The 16167-nt window shown below is 71.5% G+C and carries 19 protein-coding genes; 10 read left to right on the top strand and 9 right to left on the bottom strand.

The genetic code is table 11. The features are described from left to right. The first annotated feature begins 43 nt into the window (after window positions 1-43). Window positions 44-508, top strand: coding sequence for a VOC family protein (locus ACIBLA_RS34575; RefSeq protein ID WP_363246758.1), 465 nt, complete (start codon window positions 44-46; stop codon window positions 506-508). Between the two features lie 103 nt (window positions 509-611). On the opposite strand, the gene msrA is transcribed toward ACIBLA_RS34575, so the two are convergent. Together msrA and ACIBLA_RS34565 are read right to left on the bottom strand one after the other, a co-directional pair. Beyond that, complete coding sequence (gene msrA / locus ACIBLA_RS34570; protein WP_363244525.1) at window positions 612-1130, bottom strand: peptide-methionine (S)-S-oxide reductase MsrA; 519 nt, start codon at window positions 1128-1130, stop codon at window positions 612-614. 47 nt (window positions 1131-1177) lie between these two features. After that, on the bottom strand, window positions 1178-2155 hold the full coding sequence (locus ACIBLA_RS34565) for a helix-turn-helix domain-containing protein (protein WP_399200891.1): 978 nt from the start codon (window positions 2153-2155) through the stop codon (window positions 1178-1180). Between the two features lie 56 nt (window positions 2156-2211). On the opposite strand from ACIBLA_RS34565, the gene ACIBLA_RS34560 reads away from it, so the two are divergent. Beyond that, a complete protein-coding gene (locus ACIBLA_RS34560) occupies window positions 2212-3462 on the top strand; it encodes an MFS transporter (RefSeq protein WP_363244523.1) in 1251 nt (416 codons plus the stop codon). Here the strand turns inward: ACIBLA_RS34560 and ACIBLA_RS34555 are convergent. Then, window positions 3408-4034, bottom strand: coding sequence for an NAD(P)-binding domain-containing protein (locus ACIBLA_RS34555; protein WP_363244522.1), 627 nt, complete (start codon window positions 4032-4034; stop codon window positions 3408-3410). The genes ACIBLA_RS34560 and ACIBLA_RS34555 overlap by 55 nt on opposite strands. A 291-nt stretch (window positions 4035-4325) precedes the next feature. On the opposite strand from ACIBLA_RS34555, the gene ACIBLA_RS34550 reads away from it, so the two are divergent. Continuing rightward, the gene (locus ACIBLA_RS34550; protein ID WP_363244521.1) at window positions 4326-4754 is read left to right on the top strand and encodes a DUF2267 domain-containing protein; all 429 of its coding nucleotides are present in this window, start codon (window positions 4326-4328) and stop codon (window positions 4752-4754) included. Window positions 4755-4807: 53 nt separating this feature from the next. Continuing rightward, window positions 4808-5947: an acetate/propionate family kinase gene (locus ACIBLA_RS34545; RefSeq protein ID WP_399200890.1), complete on the top strand. Its 1140-nt coding sequence runs from the start codon at window positions 4808-4810 to the stop codon at window positions 5945-5947. A gap of 31 nt (window positions 5948-5978) precedes the next feature. Here the strand turns inward: ACIBLA_RS34545 and aztA are convergent, their stop codons facing one another. Then, window positions 5979-6680 carry a zinc ABC transporter ATP-binding protein AztA gene (aztA, locus tag ACIBLA_RS34540; protein WP_363244519.1) on the bottom strand — a complete coding sequence of 234 codons (702 nt, stop codon included), beginning with the start codon at window positions 6678-6680 and terminating at the stop codon, window positions 5979-5981. 63 nt (window positions 6681-6743) lie between these two features. On the opposite strand from aztA, the gene aztB reads away from it, so the two are divergent. From aztB to aztD, 4 genes are read left to right on the top strand one after another with little or no spacing between them, the layout of a single operon-like run. Continuing rightward, a complete protein-coding gene (gene aztB, locus ACIBLA_RS34535) occupies window positions 6744-7634 on the top strand; it encodes a zinc ABC transporter permease AztB (protein ID WP_399200889.1) in 891 nt (296 codons plus the stop codon). Further along, complete coding sequence (locus ACIBLA_RS34530) at window positions 7631-8854, top strand: hypothetical protein (RefSeq protein ID WP_399200888.1); 1224 nt, start codon at window positions 7631-7633, stop codon at window positions 8852-8854. Before aztB ends, ACIBLA_RS34530 begins: the two co-directional genes overlap by 4 nt. After that, window positions 8851-9792 carry a zinc ABC transporter substrate-binding protein AztC gene (gene aztC, locus ACIBLA_RS34525; RefSeq protein ID WP_399200887.1) on the top strand — a complete coding sequence of 314 codons (942 nt, stop codon included), beginning with the start codon at window positions 8851-8853 and terminating at the stop codon, window positions 9790-9792. Before ACIBLA_RS34530 ends, aztC begins: the two co-directional genes overlap by 4 nt. Before the next feature lie 38 nt (window positions 9793-9830). Further along, a complete protein-coding gene (gene aztD / locus ACIBLA_RS34520; protein WP_399200886.1) occupies window positions 9831-11027 on the top strand; it encodes a zinc metallochaperone AztD in 1197 nt (398 codons plus the stop codon). Between the two features lie 20 nt (window positions 11028-11047). On the opposite strand, the gene ACIBLA_RS34515 is transcribed toward aztD, so the two are convergent. From ACIBLA_RS34515 to ACIBLA_RS34500, 4 genes are all read right to left on the bottom strand, one after another. Next, window positions 11048-11557: a hypothetical protein gene (locus ACIBLA_RS34515; RefSeq protein WP_399200885.1), complete on the bottom strand. Its 510-nt coding sequence runs from the start codon at window positions 11555-11557 to the stop codon at window positions 11048-11050. Further along, on the bottom strand, window positions 11541-12032 hold the full coding sequence (locus tag ACIBLA_RS34510) for an RNA polymerase sigma factor (protein ID WP_363244513.1): 492 nt from the start codon (window positions 12030-12032) through the stop codon (window positions 11541-11543). Before ACIBLA_RS34510 ends, ACIBLA_RS34515 begins: the two co-directional genes overlap by 17 nt. Window positions 12033-12171: 139 nt before the next feature. Further along, entirely contained in the window at window positions 12172-12780 is a 609-nt protein-coding gene (locus tag ACIBLA_RS34505) for a class F sortase (RefSeq protein ID WP_363244512.1), read from the bottom strand. Further along, window positions 12777-13145 (bottom strand): sortase-dependent protein, encoded by a 369-nt coding sequence (locus tag ACIBLA_RS34500; RefSeq protein WP_363244511.1) that lies wholly within the window; start codon window positions 13143-13145, stop codon window positions 12777-12779. Before ACIBLA_RS34500 ends, ACIBLA_RS34505 begins: the two co-directional genes overlap by 4 nt. A 186-nt stretch (window positions 13146-13331) precedes the next feature. Here ACIBLA_RS34500 and ACIBLA_RS34495 point away from each other — a divergent pair, with 186 nt between their 5' ends. Then, window positions 13332-13892, top strand: coding sequence for a DUF664 domain-containing protein (locus tag ACIBLA_RS34495; protein WP_363244510.1), 561 nt, complete (start codon window positions 13332-13334; stop codon window positions 13890-13892). Window positions 13893-13914: 22 nt separating this feature from the next. Here the strand turns inward: ACIBLA_RS34495 and ACIBLA_RS34490 are convergent, their stop codons facing one another. Next, window positions 13915-14835 (bottom strand): LysR substrate-binding domain-containing protein, encoded by a 921-nt coding sequence (locus ACIBLA_RS34490; protein WP_363244509.1) that lies wholly within the window; start codon window positions 14833-14835, stop codon window positions 13915-13917. Between the two features lie 126 nt (window positions 14836-14961). On the opposite strand from ACIBLA_RS34490, the gene ACIBLA_RS34485 reads away from it, so the two are divergent. Continuing rightward, window positions 14962-16140: a PrpF domain-containing protein gene (locus ACIBLA_RS34485; RefSeq protein WP_399200884.1), complete on the top strand. Its 1179-nt coding sequence runs from the start codon at window positions 14962-14964 to the stop codon at window positions 16138-16140. The last annotated feature ends 27 nt before the right edge of the window (window positions 16141-16167 follow it).

Raw genomic sequence — 16167 nt, 5'->3', positions numbered from 1 at the left:
CGTGCTCATGTACGCGACCGCGACGAAGGGCGGCGACACCCCGATGACCACCCCCGACTCCCCCGGCGCTCCCGGCTCTCCGGGCTCCTCCCGTATACCGCGCTTCCATCTGGCGGTGCCCGTCGACGACCTCGCCGCCGCGCGCCGCTTCTACGGCGGTGTGCTCGGCCTGCCGGAGGGCCGCAGCTCGGACACCTGGGTCGACTGGAATCTGCACGGGCACCAGTTCGTGACGCATCTGGCGCCGCGCCGGAGCGACGGGGGCGTACGCAACGCGGTCGACGGGCACGACGTGCCGGTACCGCACTTCGGCCTGCTGCTGACCCCGCCGGAGTTCCACGAGCTGGCGGACCGGCTCCGTGCGGCCGGGACGGCGTTCGTCATCGAGCCGTACGTCCGTTTCGAGGGGCTGCCCGGCGAGCAGTGGACGATGTTCCTGCTGGATCCGGCGGGCAACGCGATGGAGTTCAAGGCGTTCGCGGACGACGCGCAGGTCTTCGCGAGCTGACGTGCGCTGCCGGATCGGGGGGGGGGGGGGGGGGGGGGGGGGGGCCCCCCCCCCCCCCCCCCCCCCCCCCCCGATCGCGAACGACCGGCACAGCGCCGGGTGCCTACCGCTCGCTGCGGGCGGGCAGCTTCCAGCCCGGCCGGATGAAGTGGCAGGTGTACCCGTCGGGATAGCGGATCAGATAGTCCTGGTGCTCGGGCTCCGCCTCCCAGAAGTCGCCCGCCCCGGCCACCTCGGTGACGACCTTCCCCGGCCACAGGCCGGATGCGTCGACGTCGGCGATGGTGTCCTCGGCGATCCGCTTCTGCTCGTCGCCGATGTAGTAGATGGCGGACCGGTAGCTGAGACCGATGTCGTTGCCCTGACGGTTGAGCGTCGTGGGGTCGTGGATCTGGAAGAAGTACTCAAGGATCTGGCGGTAGCTGGTCTGCTCGGGATCGAAGACGATCTCGATCCCCTCGGCGTGCGTTCCGTGATTGCGGTACGTCGCGTTCGCGACATCACCACCGGTGTAACCGACCCTGGTGGAGACCACCCCCGGCAGACCCCGAATCAGATCCTGCATACCCCAGAAGCAGCCGCCCGCGAGGACCGCCTTCTCCGTAGCCGTATCTGCACTCATGTATGACTCCCTCCTCTGTTACACACGGTACTGCGCGACAGCCCCGCTCAGCCGATCAGCTGGTCACCGAGCGGACTGCGGCGGTACAGGACCCGACGTCCGTCGCGCGCCCTGGTCACCAGTCCGGTCGCGTGCAGCACCCGCAGGTGCTGGGAGACGGCGCTCGGAGTCACCCGGAATCGGCGGGCGATCTCGACCGTGGGGAGCGGTTCGCCGAGGAGGTGGAGGAGTCGCGCGCGGGGCGCGCCGAGGAGCGAGACGAGGGCCGGTGCGTCGGCGGTGGGCGCCGGGGCCCAGAGCGTGGCGACGCCGCGGCTGGGATAGACCAGCAGGGGCGGTTCCTCGCCGCTGACCGGCGGCGCGGGCTTGTGGGCGAACGCGGACGGTACGAGCAGCAGTCCCCGGCCGGACGCCGCGACGTGGTACCGGCTGATCATCTTGTCGATGTGCAGGACGCCGTGGTGCCAGCGCAGATTCGGATGCATGTCGGCGAACAGCAGGCGCGCGCCGCCGACGGCCAACTGCCTTGCGCGGTAGGTCATATCGGCTTCCAGCAGCAGTCGCATCCGCGGCCACGCGGGTTCGACGGCGAGGTGCCAGTACTGCCGCAGGAGTGCGCAGAGCGCGTCGCGGAGTGCGGCGACGGTCGCGTCGTCGGCGGTGGCGTCCCGCAGCGCGTCGGGGAGCGGGCCCGGCGCGTGGGCGGCGACCAGGTCGCGGCGGACCAGTGCGGCAGGGGTCCGGCGGACCGCGGCCAGTTCCTCGTCGAAGGACGGGGCGAAGCTCGTGGGGCGCGGCGTCAGGAAATCGGGCAGGGTCAGCCGGTCGCCGACCAGGGCCATCAGCAGACCGGTGTCCAGTGCCTCCCCGCCCAGCCCCTCAAGAACCGACCTGCGCCACGGCAGATGCAGCGCCGACAGTCCCGGATCGCGCAGCACCCGCAGGCTGAACACCGTCTCGTTCAGGGGCGAGAGGGCGAACCGGGTGTCTGCCAGGTCCTCGACGCCCAGCTCGTAGCTGATCATTAAGCCATACGCTACATCTGTTGGCCGCCGGGTGGGAATGCCGTGGACTGCCCCGCATGAATCGTCGTACCGTCCTGATCCTCGCCGTGACCTGCGGCATGGCCGTGGGCAACATCTACTTCCCACAGGCGGTGGGCCCGCTGATCGCCGCCGGCCTCGACACCTCCCCCGAGTCCGCCGCGCTCGTGGTGACCGCCACTCAGATCGGCTACACGACCGGCATCTTCCTGCTGGTGCCGCTGGGCGACCGGCTTCCGCACCGTCCGTTCCTCGTCACCCTGCTCGCGCTCACCGGCGTGGGACTGCTCCTCGCGGGCTGCGCGCCCGCGCTTCCGCCGCTGGTGGCCGCCGCCGCGCTCGTCGGTGTCACGTCGGTGGCCGCGCAGATCGTCGCGCCGCTGGCGGCGGGGCTGGTGGCGCCCGAGCGTCGCGGGGCGGTGATGGGCACGCTGCTCAGCGGTTCGATCGGCGGCATGCTGCTGGCCCGCACCTTCGGCGGGTCGCTCGGCGAGTGGCTGGGGTGGCGGGCTCCGTATCTGGTGGCGGCCGTGCTGGTGCTGCTGCTCGCCGTGGTCCTGGCCCGTGCTCTGCCGGTCACGAAGCCGGCCTCGCGCGAGCCGTATCCGGTGCTCCTCGCCGCGTCGGTACGGCTGCTGCGTACGGAACCCGAGCTGCGCCGCTCCTGTCTCTACCAGGCGACGGTCTTCGCCGGGTTCTCGGCCGTCTGGACGTGCGCGGCGCTGCTCCTCAGCGGCCCGGCGTACGGCATGGGGGCGCAGGCGGTCGGGACCCTCGCCGTGGTCGGCGCGGCGACGATGGTCTGCACCCCGCTCGCGGGCCGCCTGGTGGACCGCCGGGGGCCGGACCCGGTGAACCTGGTCTGTCTGCTGGGGGTCCTGCTCTCGGCCGCGGTCCTGGTCCCCGGCGACCTGGGCGGTACGCCGGGGCTGGCCGCCCTGGTCGTCGGCACGCTCCTGCTCGATGTCGCGATGCAGTCGGGCATGGTGGCCAACCAGGCCCGCGTCCTGGCCCTGCGCCCGGACGCCCGCAGCCGCCTCAACACCGCGTACATGACGTGCTCCTACCTCGGCGGCAGCGCGGGCTCGTGGCTCGGGGTGCAGACCTACGGCCGGGCCGGATGGCGAGGGGTGTGCGCACTGGTGGCGGTGCTCGCGGGCGTCGCGCTGATACGGCACCTGATGGCGCTGTACGGCCGCGGGCACCGGCGGCCGGAGACCTCCGGGACCGTGTCTCAGGCCGGGTGCAGTCGCGCGTCCAGTTCCTTGGCGGACAGATCCACGGCGTAGACGTCGGTGCCGGGCTGGTGCTTGCGTCCTCCCCCGCCGAGGTGGCCGGCCTTCACCGGGTCGAAGCCGATGTCGCGGATCAGACCCGCGACCACGGCCACGGCCTCCTCGTCGTCGCCGGAGATCGGGACGGCCAGGCGTGCCGGGTCGCCCTTGGGGCGACCGCGGTCGCGCAGGGTCTCCCAGTACATGGCGTTGAACGCCTTGACCAGGTTCGAGTCCGTCGCGTTCCGCAGCTTCTCGCTGGAGGTGGTGGAGTCGTCGTCCAGGTCGGGGTCGTGGCCGTCGCGTTCCGGATAGTAGTTGCAGGTGTCGATGACGACCTTGTCGCGCATCTCACCGGTCGGCAGATCGCCGATGTGCCCGTAGGGGACCGACACGACTACCACTTGGCCGAACCGGGCGGCCTCCACGGTACTGACCGCCTGCACGGGGCCGTCGATGCCCGCGACCAGCTCCGCCAGCGTCTCGGGTCCGCGCGAGTTCGCGAGGGCGACCTCGTGGCCGATTCCGGCGAAGTGCCGGGCGAGTGTCGAGCCGATCCGGCCCGCTCCGATGATTCCGATACGCATGGTGCCTCTCCTGCCTGCACGGTCGTGGGCCCGTTGTCCCGCCGGTACGGGGCGCCTCGGCTCGACCGGGTCGTCTCGGGTCGCCTCCATGGGTAGCCGAATGGCGACGGCCCAAACTTGCCGGAACGCGGGCCCGGACTCACCCTGAGGCTGCGGGCCATGCCCGATGCCCACGAAAGCCCGCCCGTGTGTGGCTGCCGCGCAGGGCCTGGTCAGGGCCCCCGTTCGCGCGCCGGTGCGCCGAACCGGGGGCAGGCGCCGGGGTCCGCGACGCCCGGAGAGGATCACGCCATGCACCACGACGAGATGATCGGCAAGATTCAGGCACTCGCCCGACTGCCGGACCGCGGATCCACCGAGCGGGCGACTCTGGCCGTGCTGCGGACGCTGGGCGAACGGCTGCCGGCCGGGCTCGCCGGCCATGTCGCCGCGCAGCTGCCGCCGGAGCTGGCTGCCTGTCTGCGGCGGCCGGCTGAGTTCGCCACCGCGGAAGGGCGGGACACGGGATCCGGCGAACGGTTCGACCTGATCGTCTTCACGGGCCGGGTCGCGGACCGCGCGGGCACGACCGAGGACGCGGCGCTCCGTGAGACGGCCGCCGTGCTGGAGGTGCTGGACGCCGCTCTGGCGCCCGAGCTGATGAACAAGATCGCCGCCGCGCTGCCGGTCGACATCGGCGCCCTGCTGCCGGCCGCCCGCGCCACCGGCGACGCGGGCTGACGCGCGGTCCGGGAAGAGAGCCGAAGGGCAAGAGCCGAGAGGAAGGGCACGTCGTGGCCGATCGTGAGCGTGAACCCGTGCTGGTGGCGGACGCCGGGTCGTCCAGCGTGCATCTGACCGTCTTCGCGAACGACGGCACGGTCCTCGCCTCGTACGACGACATGTCGGCACCGGGCGACAACATGGCGGGCCAGCTCCGGGACCTGCTCAGATACGCGCCCGCACCCACGGCGGTCGGGCACCGGATCGTGCACGGCGGCCCGGAACTGCGGCGGCACACCCTGGTCGACGACGACGTCCGGGACGCCCTTCAGCGCACGGCCGACCTGGCCCCCTCGCATGTCCCGCCGGCCCTCCGCGTCCTCGACGCGGCCCGTGAGCTGCTGCCCAATGTGCCGCACGTCGCGTGCTTCGACACCGTCTTCCACACCGGACTGCCCGCCGCGGCACGGGAATTCGCCGTGCCGGAGACATGGCGCGGCGAGTTCGGCGTACGGCGCTACGGCTTCCACGGCCTGTCGTACGCGTGGGCACTGGCCCGCACGGCCGAACTGCTCGGACAGCGGCCGAAGAAACTGCGGGTCGTCATGGCCTATCTGGGGGGCGGCTGCTCGGCGTGCGCCGTACGCGACGGCGTGAGCGTCGACACCACGATGGGCTTCACCCCACTGGACGGGCTGGTGATGAGCCGCCGCAGCGGCGCCGTCGATCCGAGTGCCCTGACCTGGCTGCAGACCCGGCACAACCTGACAGCACCCGAGATCGACGACGCCCTCAACCACCACTCGGGTCTGCTGGCCCTGTCCGGCTCCTCCGGCGACACCCGCGACCTCGTGCGCGACCGCGCCGCCGGAGACGACCGGGCCGCTCTGGCGCTGGACGTCTTCACCCACCACTGCCGCCGTGGCATCGCCGCGATGGCCGCGTCCCTGGACCGCCTCGACGCGCTCGTCTTCACCGGCGGGATCGGCGAGGACCAGCCGGAGGTACGCGAGGAGATCTGTTCCGGGCTCGGCATCCTGGGCGTCAGCGGCAACCTGCGGGTGCCGAAGGCCGCCGGTGACGCCGAGGACGCCGTACCCGCCGCCCAGCTGGTCAGCGCCCCCGACGCTGCTGTGCCGGTGGTCGTCGTACCCACGGGGGAAGTGCGGCAGATCGACCGCGAGACCCGCAAGGTCCTGCGCGCCCGCTAACGCCCGGACCCGCTTCCGGCGCCTCGGGGAGTCAGACACGTCCTGGCAGCCGCCAGACCTGTTCGACGACGTCGTCGGTCAGCGTCTCGTCGGGAGCGCCCTCTCCCCACAGGCGCCCTTCGTGGAGCACCAGCACATGCCCCGCCGCCCGTGCCGCCGTCAGGTCGTGCGTCGCCTGAACGACGGTGACCCCCGCCGCCGTGGCCCCGGCCAGGACGTCGGCGATCAGCCGCTGCGCCGCCGTGTCGAGTCCGGTGGTGGGCTCGTCGAGCAGAAGCAGATCGGCCTCCTGGGCCAACCCCTGTGCCACGAGCGCCCGTTGACGCTGACCACCGGACAGCTCCCCCAACTGCCGGTCGGCGAGAGGGCCGATTCCGAGCCGGTCCATGCTCGCCTCCACGACCTCCCGGTCCTGCGGTGACAGTCGCCTCCACAGCCCTCGGCGCTCCCACCTCCCCATGGCCACCGTGTCCCGGACGGTCATCGGCAGCACGTCGGCCACCCTGCTGCGCTGCACCACGAATGCCGCGCGCCTGTCGGTCCGGTGCTCCACCGTTCCGGCCGTCACGGGGATCACACCGGCCATCACCCCGAGCAGCGTGGACTTGCCCGATCCGTTCGGCCCCACGACGGCGGTCGTGGTGAACGCCGGTACACGCGCGGTGAGTCGGCGCAGCACCGATCGGTTCGTGTAGCCGGCCGACACCTCGTCGAGTCCTGTGTGTCGCGGCATCTCCAGAGCACTCCTTACATGCAGTTTGAAATGATAATCATTTTCATTGTAGTGTCCTGCTCCATGGAATGGCTGGTGGGTCCCTTCGAGGTGACCTTTGTGCAACGCGCCCTGTGGGGCGGCATCCTCGTGTCCCTGATCTGCGCCCTGGCGGGCACCTGGGTCGTACTCCGAGGCATGGCGTTCTTCGGGGACGCCATGTCGCACGGGATGCTCCCCGGCATCGCGCTGGCCTCCCTGCTGGGAGGCAATCTGCTCGTCGGCGCGGCCGTGAGCGCGGCGGTCATGGCCGTCGGCGTCAGCCTCGTCGGCAGGTCGCCACGGCTGTCGCAAGACACCAGCATCGGGCTGCTGTTCGTGGGGATGCTCTCGCTGGGCGTGATCATCGTCTCCGGTTCGGAGTCGTTCGCCGTCGATCTGACGGGCTTCCTCTTCGGTGACGTGCTCGCGGTCCGACCGGCCGATCTCGCCTACCTCGTCGGCGCGTTGGGCGTGGCCCTGGTGGTCTCCGTGCTCGGCCACCGGCCGTTCGTCGCGCTGGCCTTCGACGAACGCAAGGCGCACACCCTGGGGTTGAGGCCGCGCGCCGCGCACGCGGCGCTGCTGGGCCTGCTCACTCTCGCGATCGTCGCGTCGTTCCACATCGTGGGAACGCTGCTGGTCTTCGGTCTGCTGATCGCGCCGCCCGCGGCGGTACTGCCCTGGGCCCGGCGGATCCCGGTGGTCATCGCGGGGGCCGCCTGTCTCGGGGTGAGCGCGACGTTCCTCGGCCTGTTGCTGTCGTGGCATCTCGGCACCGCCGCCGGGGCGACGATCGCCGCGACGGCGGTTCTCCAGTTCCTGCTCTCCACCCTGCTCGCCGCCGTGGCCGCCGGCCTCCGCCGCCGGTTCACGCGGCCCGCCACCACACCCACGGCCGACCGCCCGCACATGGAATACGGACATCCGTCATGACACGCAGGAAGACCCGGAAGATCCGCACCACAACCGCCCTGTCCTGCGCGGCACTTGCCACCTCGGCGCTGCTCGCGGGCTGCCAGGACGACCGGGGCGCCCGGCCCTCCTCCACGTCGGAAACCTCGGCAGCGCCACATGGATACGTCGAGGGCGCCGAGGAGACCTCCGAGCAGCAGTCCCGTCTCGTACTGGCCGACGCAGGCACCGGCGCGGTCGGCGTTCTCGACCTGATCACGGAGGGCATCACGCCGTTGCGGCGGACCGACGGCATCCGGGAGCTGTGGACCGACGGCCGGTTCGGCTATCTGCGCGCCGACGACGCGACGTACGCCGTCGACTCCGGCACCTGGACGGTGGACCACGGCGATCACGTGCACTACTACCGGGCCGAGATCCGCCATGTCGGCCGGATCGGCGGGCAGGACGCCGCGCGCATACACAGCGACCGGGCCGTCACCGCGGTGTCCTCCGACGGGGGCGACACCGAACTGTTCGACCGGAAGAAGCTGGAGAACGGCACCGTCCCGCGCGGCCGGGCCCTGACCGGCTCGGGCGCCGGAGCGGTCGTCCCGTACAAGGAGCACCTGCTGGTCGTGGCGGCGGGGGCGGGGCGCGACACCGTGGACGTCCGGACCCGTGGCGGAACACCCGTCGCCTCCCTCAAGGAGCCCTGCGCGCGGGCACGGGGCGAGGCGGTCACCCGCCGGGGTGTCGTGTTCGGATGCGCCGACGGCGCGCTGCTGGTGAGGGAGGACAACGGCACGTTCAGCGCCGAGAAGATCCCGTACGGCGAACCGGTCGGCGCCGGGGAGCGGGCCGTCGGCTTCCGTCACCGGGCGGGCAGTACGACGCTCGCGGCCACGTCCGGCGACGACGCGGTCTGGGTCCTCGATGTCACCGACCGCGCGTGGACGCGGATCAGGACCGGTCCGGTCGTCGCCGCCAACACCGCCGGGGAAGGCGCCCCGTTGCTCGTACTCGGCGAGGACGGTGCTCTCACCGCGTACGACATCGCGACCAGGAAGCGCACCGCGCGGAAGGAACTCCTTGCGAAGGGTGCCGATTCCGCCGTCATCGAGATCGACACCTCTCGCGCGTACGTCAATGACGCCGCCGCACGGAAGATCCACGAGATTGACTACAACGACGGCCTCCGGCTCGCCCGGACGTTCCCGCTGGACTTCGCCCCGACGCACATGGTGGAGACGGGACGATGACGACCCGATCGCGCGTTCCGCGTCTCCTGCTGCCCCTGCTCTGCGTGTTGGCGCTCGGTGTCGGTGTCGGTGTCGCCGGCTGCACGGCGGGTGGTCAGGACCGTCCCACCGTTGTCGTCACCACGAACATCCTCGGTGACATCACCCGCAACATCGTCGGCGAAGAGGCGGATGTGACGGTGCTGATGCGGCCCGGCGCCGATCCGCACTCGTTCGGTATCTCCGCTCCCCGGGCGGCCTCCGTCGAACAGGCCGATCTCGTCGTCTACAACGGGCTCGGGCTGGAGGAGAACGTACTGCGGCATGTCGAGGCCGCGCAGGAGGCCGGCGTCGCCACGCTGGCCGTCGGGGAGGCCGTCGACCCGATCCCCTACACGTCGGGCGAGAGCGCGAACGACCCGGACCCGCATTTCTGGACCGACCCCGAGCGGGTCCGCGAGGCCGTCGACGTCATCGCGGACCAGGTCGTCGAACAGGTGAAGGGCGCCGACAGGGAAGCCGTCGAGAAGAACGCGTCGGTGTACGGGGAAAGAGTCACCGAACTCAGCTCCTGGATGCGGGCGATGTTCGACGAAATACCCGCGGAGCGCCGCCAGTTGGTGACCAATCACCATGTCTTCGGATATCTGGCGGAGCGTTTCGGATTCCGGATCGTGGGCGCCGTCGTCCCGAGCGGGACCACCCTCGCGTCGCCGAGCGCATCGGACCTCGAATCCCTGGCCACCGCCGTCGAGAAGGCGGGCGTGAAGGCCATTTTCGCGGATTCCTCCCAGCCGGACCGGCTGGCCCAGGTGCTGAGGCACGAGAGCGAAATCGACGTCGACGTGGTGCCGTTGTTCTCCGAATCCCTCACCGAGAAGGGAAAGGGCGCCGCCACCTATCTGGAAATGATGCGCGCCAACACCAGGGCCATAGCGATGGGCCTGGGCACGGAATGACCCACCAGAGAAATGACCCACGAGAGGAAATCCACGTAATGAAGAACGGATCACGCACCCGAGGGACGATCGCCGTCACCGTCCTTCTCGCCGCCTGCGTCACGCTCACCGCGTGCGGCGGTGGCGACACGTCCAAAACCGCGGCGGAGAAGTCGTCCGATACGTCAGGCACGTCGGCGAAGCCGGTCAAGGACCCGATCGTCGCGACGTACGACGGTGGCCTCTACGTACTGGACGGCGAAACGCTGAAGGTCGCCGAGGACATACCCCTGAAGGGGTTCAACCGGGTCAACCCGGCAGGCGACGACCGTCATGTGATGGTCTCGACCGCGACGGGCTTCCAGGTCATGGACGCGGTCGGCCGGCGGCTCACCGGCGTCGAGTTCAAGGGCTCCAAGCCGGGCCATGTGGTGCACCACGCCGGCCGGACCGTCCTGTTCTCCGACGGCACCGGCGAGGTCACGGTCTTCGACCCCGCGGCACTCGGCGACACCCGGCCGAAGACCACGACGTACGACTCCGCGGCCCCGCACCACGGGGTCGCCATCCGGCTGGCGAACGGCGAGTTGGTGACCACGCTCGGCACGGAGGAGAAGCGGGTCGGCATCACCGTACTCGGCAAGGACCGCGAGGAGATCGCCCGGAGCGAGGAGTGCCCCGGCGTCCACGGCGAGGCCACCGCGCGGGACGAGGCGGTCGTCATCGGCTGCGAGGACGGCGTGCTCGTCTACAAGGGCGGCACGATCACCAAGGTCAAGAGCCCCACGGCGTACGGCCGGATCGGCAACCAGGCCGGGTCGGACGAGTCTCCGATCGTCCTCGGCGACTACAAGAAGGACAGGGACGCCGAGTTGGAGCGCCCGGAGCAGGTGTCGCTGATCGACACCGGATCGGGCGAGATGCGGCTCGTCGACATCGGCACGAGCTACACCTTTCGTTCACTGGCCCGCGGCCCGCACGGTGAGGCACTTGTCCTCGGCATCGACGGCAGGATCCATGTCATCGACCCGGAGACGGGCAGGATCACGAAGCGGATCTCCGTGCTCGGTTCCTGGCAGGAGCCGCTGGACTGGCAGCAGCCACGGCCGGCGCTGTTCGTGCGCGACCACACCGCGTACGTGTCCGACCCGTCGAGCCGCAAGCTCCTGGCGATCGACATCGAGTCGGGTGAACGACTGGCCTCGACGCCGCTGCCGAAGGCTCCCAACGAGCTGAGCGGTGTGAAGGGCCACTGATCCGGCCGGGACCGCGTTCCCTACGGGCCGACGGGCCTCTCGGGTGTCGGGCCCGCCTGGTCCGCCGGGTCCACCTCCCTCTGGACCGTGGACGGTTCGACAGGGGCGCGGCTGGGTGTCGACATCGGCGCGCGGCTGCCGGGGGCGGTCTCGGTGTCGGGGCCGGGCGGGGACGGAGAGCGGTCGGGCTCGGCGCTTCCGGCGGGGCGGGGGGTGACTTGTTCGGGCGACGGCTGTGAGGTGCGCTCCGACGGGGAACTGCTCGCGGGGGGTGGGGCGAGGGGGACCGTCGGGGGCGCGGGTCCGTCGGACGTCGTCGCGAGGTGGAACGGCAGCGCGATCAGAGCCGCGGCGGCGCACGTCAGGCCGACCCCGGCCGCGGCTCGGAGCAGTCGGCGGCGGGCGGCGTTGCGGCGGATCGCCTCGTACCGGCGCGGGGGTGGACCGAGAGAGTCGGAGGTCGGCCGCAGAAGGACGGCGAGAGGGTCGCCGGGGTCGAACTCGGGCCCGTCGTCAGCGCGTGTGGTCAAGGCTTCTCCTCAGATGGGCGCGGAGCAGTTCGCGGGCCGCGTGGAGGTCGGCCTTGACGGTTCCTTCCTTGCGTCCGGTCAGCACGGACACCTCCCGGATCGGCATGTCGGCGTAGTAGTGCAGCAGGATCGGGACGCGCAGGCGTTCCGGCAGCGACTGTACGAGCAGCCGGACGGACGGGTCGGCCTGCTCGGTGTGCGGGCTGACAGCGGCCTCCGAGGTGATACGGCGCATGGCTTTGCGTTCGCGCTCCAGTTTGCGCCAGTGGTCCCGGACGAGATTGGCCGCGGTGACGTAGAGGAAGCCGCGCGGCTCCTGCACGGATGTCCACCGGGCCCAGAGCCGGGTGAACGCCTCCGAGGCGATCTCGTGCGCCGTCTCGTCGTCGTCGACCAGCCGGCGGCACCAGCCGGCCAGGCGCGGGTAGAGGGCGGCGAACAGCTCGGACGCTGCCTTGTCGCGGGACCGTTTCAACGCTCTCCATGGCCGTGGGGGCAGGCGTGGGGTTGCTGCGGCTCGTACGGCTCGGACAACTCGTACAGCTCGTGAAGTAGGAGCCCGGACCGGGGGCGTACGTTCCCTCGGTCCGGGCTCCTGTGTTCCGGACGGCGGGTCAGGGGCCGCTCGTGGACGTCAGCGTGGCGAAGACGATCACGTTGTCGAGATAGCCGTCCCCGGTGAGCCGGCCGCCGCAGGTAATGAGCCGCAGCTCCGGACGGTCCACGTCCCCGTAGACGTCGTCCGCCGGGAAGTCCGCCTTGGCGATCTTCCGCACGTCGCTGACGGCGAACTCCGCCGTCGCGCCGTTCTCCAGACTCGCCGTGATCTCGTCACCGCGGCCCAGCTCGGCGAGCCGCCGGAAGACGCCGTCACCGTACGTACCGACCGTGACATGGCCGACGATCACCGACGGGCCGATCTGACCCGGCGTCGGCGAGTGCCGGTACCAGCCCGCGCGGTCCTGCGCCGTGATGGGGGGCACCTGCATGGTGCCGTCCTTCGCCAGCCCCAGCCGCATGACGGGCGTGTCCACCCCGATGGCGGGGATCCGGAGCGAGACCGGGACGGAACGCCCGAGGGCCTTGGCCTTCTTGGCAGCGGCCGGAGGAGGCGCTGCCGTCGGCGTACGGTCGGCCCGGCCGTCGTTCGGGGCACCGCCGCAGCCGACGAGCAGCGAGGCCAGCGCCCCGGCGGTGAAGGCGCGCCTGGAGAGCGGGGTCACGCGCCGGTCGCTCGCCGACGACGTACGACGAAGACCGCCGCACCGCCGGCGAACAGGGCGGCGGCGCCGGTACCGATCAGCGCGCCGTCGGCGCCGGCATCCGCCGACACCGGCCCGGCACCGGTGTCGGGCGCCCCCTCCGGTACGACGGCGACCTGGCCGGGCTTCTCGGCCCGAGTGGGCTCGCCGCCCGGAGCCTGCGACGGCACCGCCTGGGAGGGGGCGGGCGAGGGGGCGTCGGAGGGGACTGCGGAGGGCGTGGCGGTGGCAGGGCTCGGGGTCGCCCCGTCGGCGAAGGCGGGCACCGCGCTCGCCAGCACGGCGGTGCTCGCGAGTGCCATGGCACTGAGGACAGTTCGACGCATGAATCGCTCTCTTTCGTCGTCCGCCTGCCCCGGTGATGGGGGGCGGGCCTACAGATCGACGGGAGAGACGAGGCAGGCACGAGGCGGGTTGTAAAGGAATGGCAAAGTCACCGAGGCCGCCGTGGTGACGCCGCGCAACCGTAAAGAGCTGGCGGGCTCGGGCCCGCACGGACGAACATGGCACCCATGAGTGACCAACCAGCACGCTGGACCCAGGCGACCGTCCACCCCGACATGTGGGCCGACCCCGCCGACGACCCCCGCGACAACGACGGAGCCAGTCCGGACGGCGAACTCGCCACGCTGCTCGACTTCCTGACGAACTACCGCCTGACCCTGCGGATGAAGTGCGAGGGCCTGGACGCGGAGCAACTGGCGCGTCGCTCGGTTCCGCCGTCGACGCTGTCGCTGCTCGGGCTTCTTCGCCATCTCGCCGAGGTGGAGCGGGACTGGTTCAACTGGATCAGCGAGGCCGATCCCTTGCCGAAGCTGTACGGCGAGCGCGACGCGGACTTCGACGGAGCGGTCGGCGATCAGGCCGAGGTCGACGCCGCGTACACCACGCTGGCGCGCGAACAGGCCGCGACCGACGCGGCGCTGGCCCGGCACACGGATCTCGGCAAGCGGCTGGGGAAGGACGGGATCGCGGTCCGGGAGCTGATGGTGCACCGGATCGAGGAGTACGCGCGCCACTGCGGCCAGGCCGATCTGCTGCGCGAGTGCATCGACGGACGGGTGGGCCAGTGACAACGGTGACGAGGGCCCCGGCCTACCCCTCGTAACCCGTCCCGATGCCCCGCGACACCTCCCGGAACAGCTCCTCCGCCGCGCTCTCCGCCGGGGTCGGCCGGCGTTCCGCCAGCCGTGCCAGCAGGATGCGGCGTGTGGGGGCCGACGGCCTGAGGGCGACGACCTCGATGCCGGAGAGCAGGTTCGTGAGCGCGAGGCGGGGCGCGAGGGCGATGCCGAGGCCGATGGAGACCATGGCCTGGGCCTCCTGGTAGTCGTGCGCGTGGAAGGCGACCGTCGGGCGGAATCCCGCCGCCTGACACGTTCTGGCGAGCACGTCGGCGACGGGGTGCTCGTCGGCGCGGGTGATCCAGTTCTCCTCGGCGAGTTCCGTGATGTCCACGGATTCGCGGCCCGCGAGCCGGTGGCCGCGGGCGACGATCAGCACGGTGGGGTCGTCGAGCAGGTGCGTGACGGCGAGAGAGGGGTCGTCGACCCGCCGCCAGTGGTAGTCCCACAGGAGCGCGAGCTGGATCTCGCGGCTCTCCAGCATGGCGAGCAACCCGTCGAAGACGGCGCTGCGGACGATCAGTTCGACGTTGGGGTGGGCCTGCCCGAAGCGCTGTACGAGGCGAGGCAGCAGGGAAGCTCCAGCGGTGGGGAACGAGCCGATGCGCAGTTCGCCCGAGCGAAGTCCGGCGATCTCGTCCAATTCGGCTCGCGCCGCGTCAAGTTGCCGGCCGATGTGCTGGGCATGCCGGACCAGGACCTGTCCGGCGGGGGTGAGCTGTACGCCGCGCGCGTGCCGTTCGAGCAGCGGCTGACCGGCCTCCGACTCCAGCTTCGCGATTTGCTGCGAGACCGCGGACGGTGTGAAGGCAAGGGCCTGAGCCGCCGCCGTGAGGGAGCCGCGCCCGGCGACCTCGGTGAGGAGCAGCATCCGGCGCACGTCGAGATGCATGAGACAGTCCTTAAGTTCCTCTAAAGGGGCATCCATTTTTTCGAGATTGTACTGAAGTCGTCGCACGCGCATGCTCGGTGTCGCCCGGAGATCGTCACCGGGCGTTCAGAGCGACGGGAGGGCTTCGTGCTGCGGCTGCCGGCAACACTCATGCGCGGAGGTACCAGCAAGTGCTGGGTGTTCGACGCCGACGACCTGCGCGCGGCAGGTGTGACCGACGGGCCGGACGGCCGGCTCGGCGCCGTCCTCGCCTCGGCCTTCGGCGCGACCGACCCGCGCCAGATCGACGGCGTCGGCGGGGCGACATCCACCACGTCAAAGGCGGTGGTCGTCCGGCCGTCCGCCGAGCCCGGCGTCGATGTCGACTACCTCTTCGCACAGGTCGGCATCGGTACGGCGGGGGTCGAATGGGCCAGCAACTGCGGAAACTGCGCCACCGCCGTGGGCCTGTACGCGCTGCGGACCGGTCTCGCGAAGGCCGTCCACCCCACCACCACCGTCGAGATGCGCAACGAGAACACCGGCGTACGGCTGTCGGCCACCGTGCCCACCCCCGGCGGCGTGGTGCCGGAGCTGGGCGACGCGACCGTACCGGGCTCACACGCGCCGGGCGTCCCCGTGGCGCTCGGCTTCCGCGATCCGGCGGGCGCGACCACCGGCGCGCTGCTGCCGACCGGCAACGGCGTCGACCGTCTGCGCGCGGCGGACGGATCGCACGCGGACCCGGCGTACGGATCGGACCCGGCGTACGGGATCGACGTCACCCTCGTCGACGCGGGCGCCCCCGCCGTACTCGCGGACGCGGCGGCCCTCGGCTCGGACGCCCTGGAGTCGGTCGACGCGTTCGCCGCCCTGGTCCCCGTCCTGACCCGCCTGCGCCGCGCCGCCGCGCTGCGGATGGGCCTGGCCGCCCCGCACGATCCCGTCAGCCACTCCGTCCCCAAGGTGGGCGTCGTCGCACGTCCCGGCGACTACGTGACGTCCCTCGGCGAGCGGATCGCGGCGACCGACTACGACATCGCCGTCCGCATGCTGTCCATGCACGCTCCGCACCCGGCCATCGGCCTCACCTCCGCGGTGGCGGTTGCGTCCGCCGCACTCGTACCAGGTACGATCCCGGCCGAACTGGCCGAGAATCGACCGGTCGCCACTCTGCTCCGGCTGGGCACACCCGCCGGCATCATCACGGCCGACGTGTCGCGCGACGACACCGGCGCGGTCCGGACAGTGACCCTGCACCGGGCCGCGCGCGCCATCGCGACCGCGGAACTCCTTGTCCCCGCCCTCCTACAGGAAAGCGTCTGACGCACTCGACGCGCCTGTCCGGCAGCA

The sequence above is a fragment of the Streptomyces sp. NPDC050433 genome, from assembly GCF_044458565.1.
Classification (GTDB): Bacteria; Actinomycetota; Actinomycetes; order Streptomycetales; family Streptomycetaceae; genus Streptomyces.
This window is presented reverse-complemented; position numbering and strand designations above follow the sequence as displayed.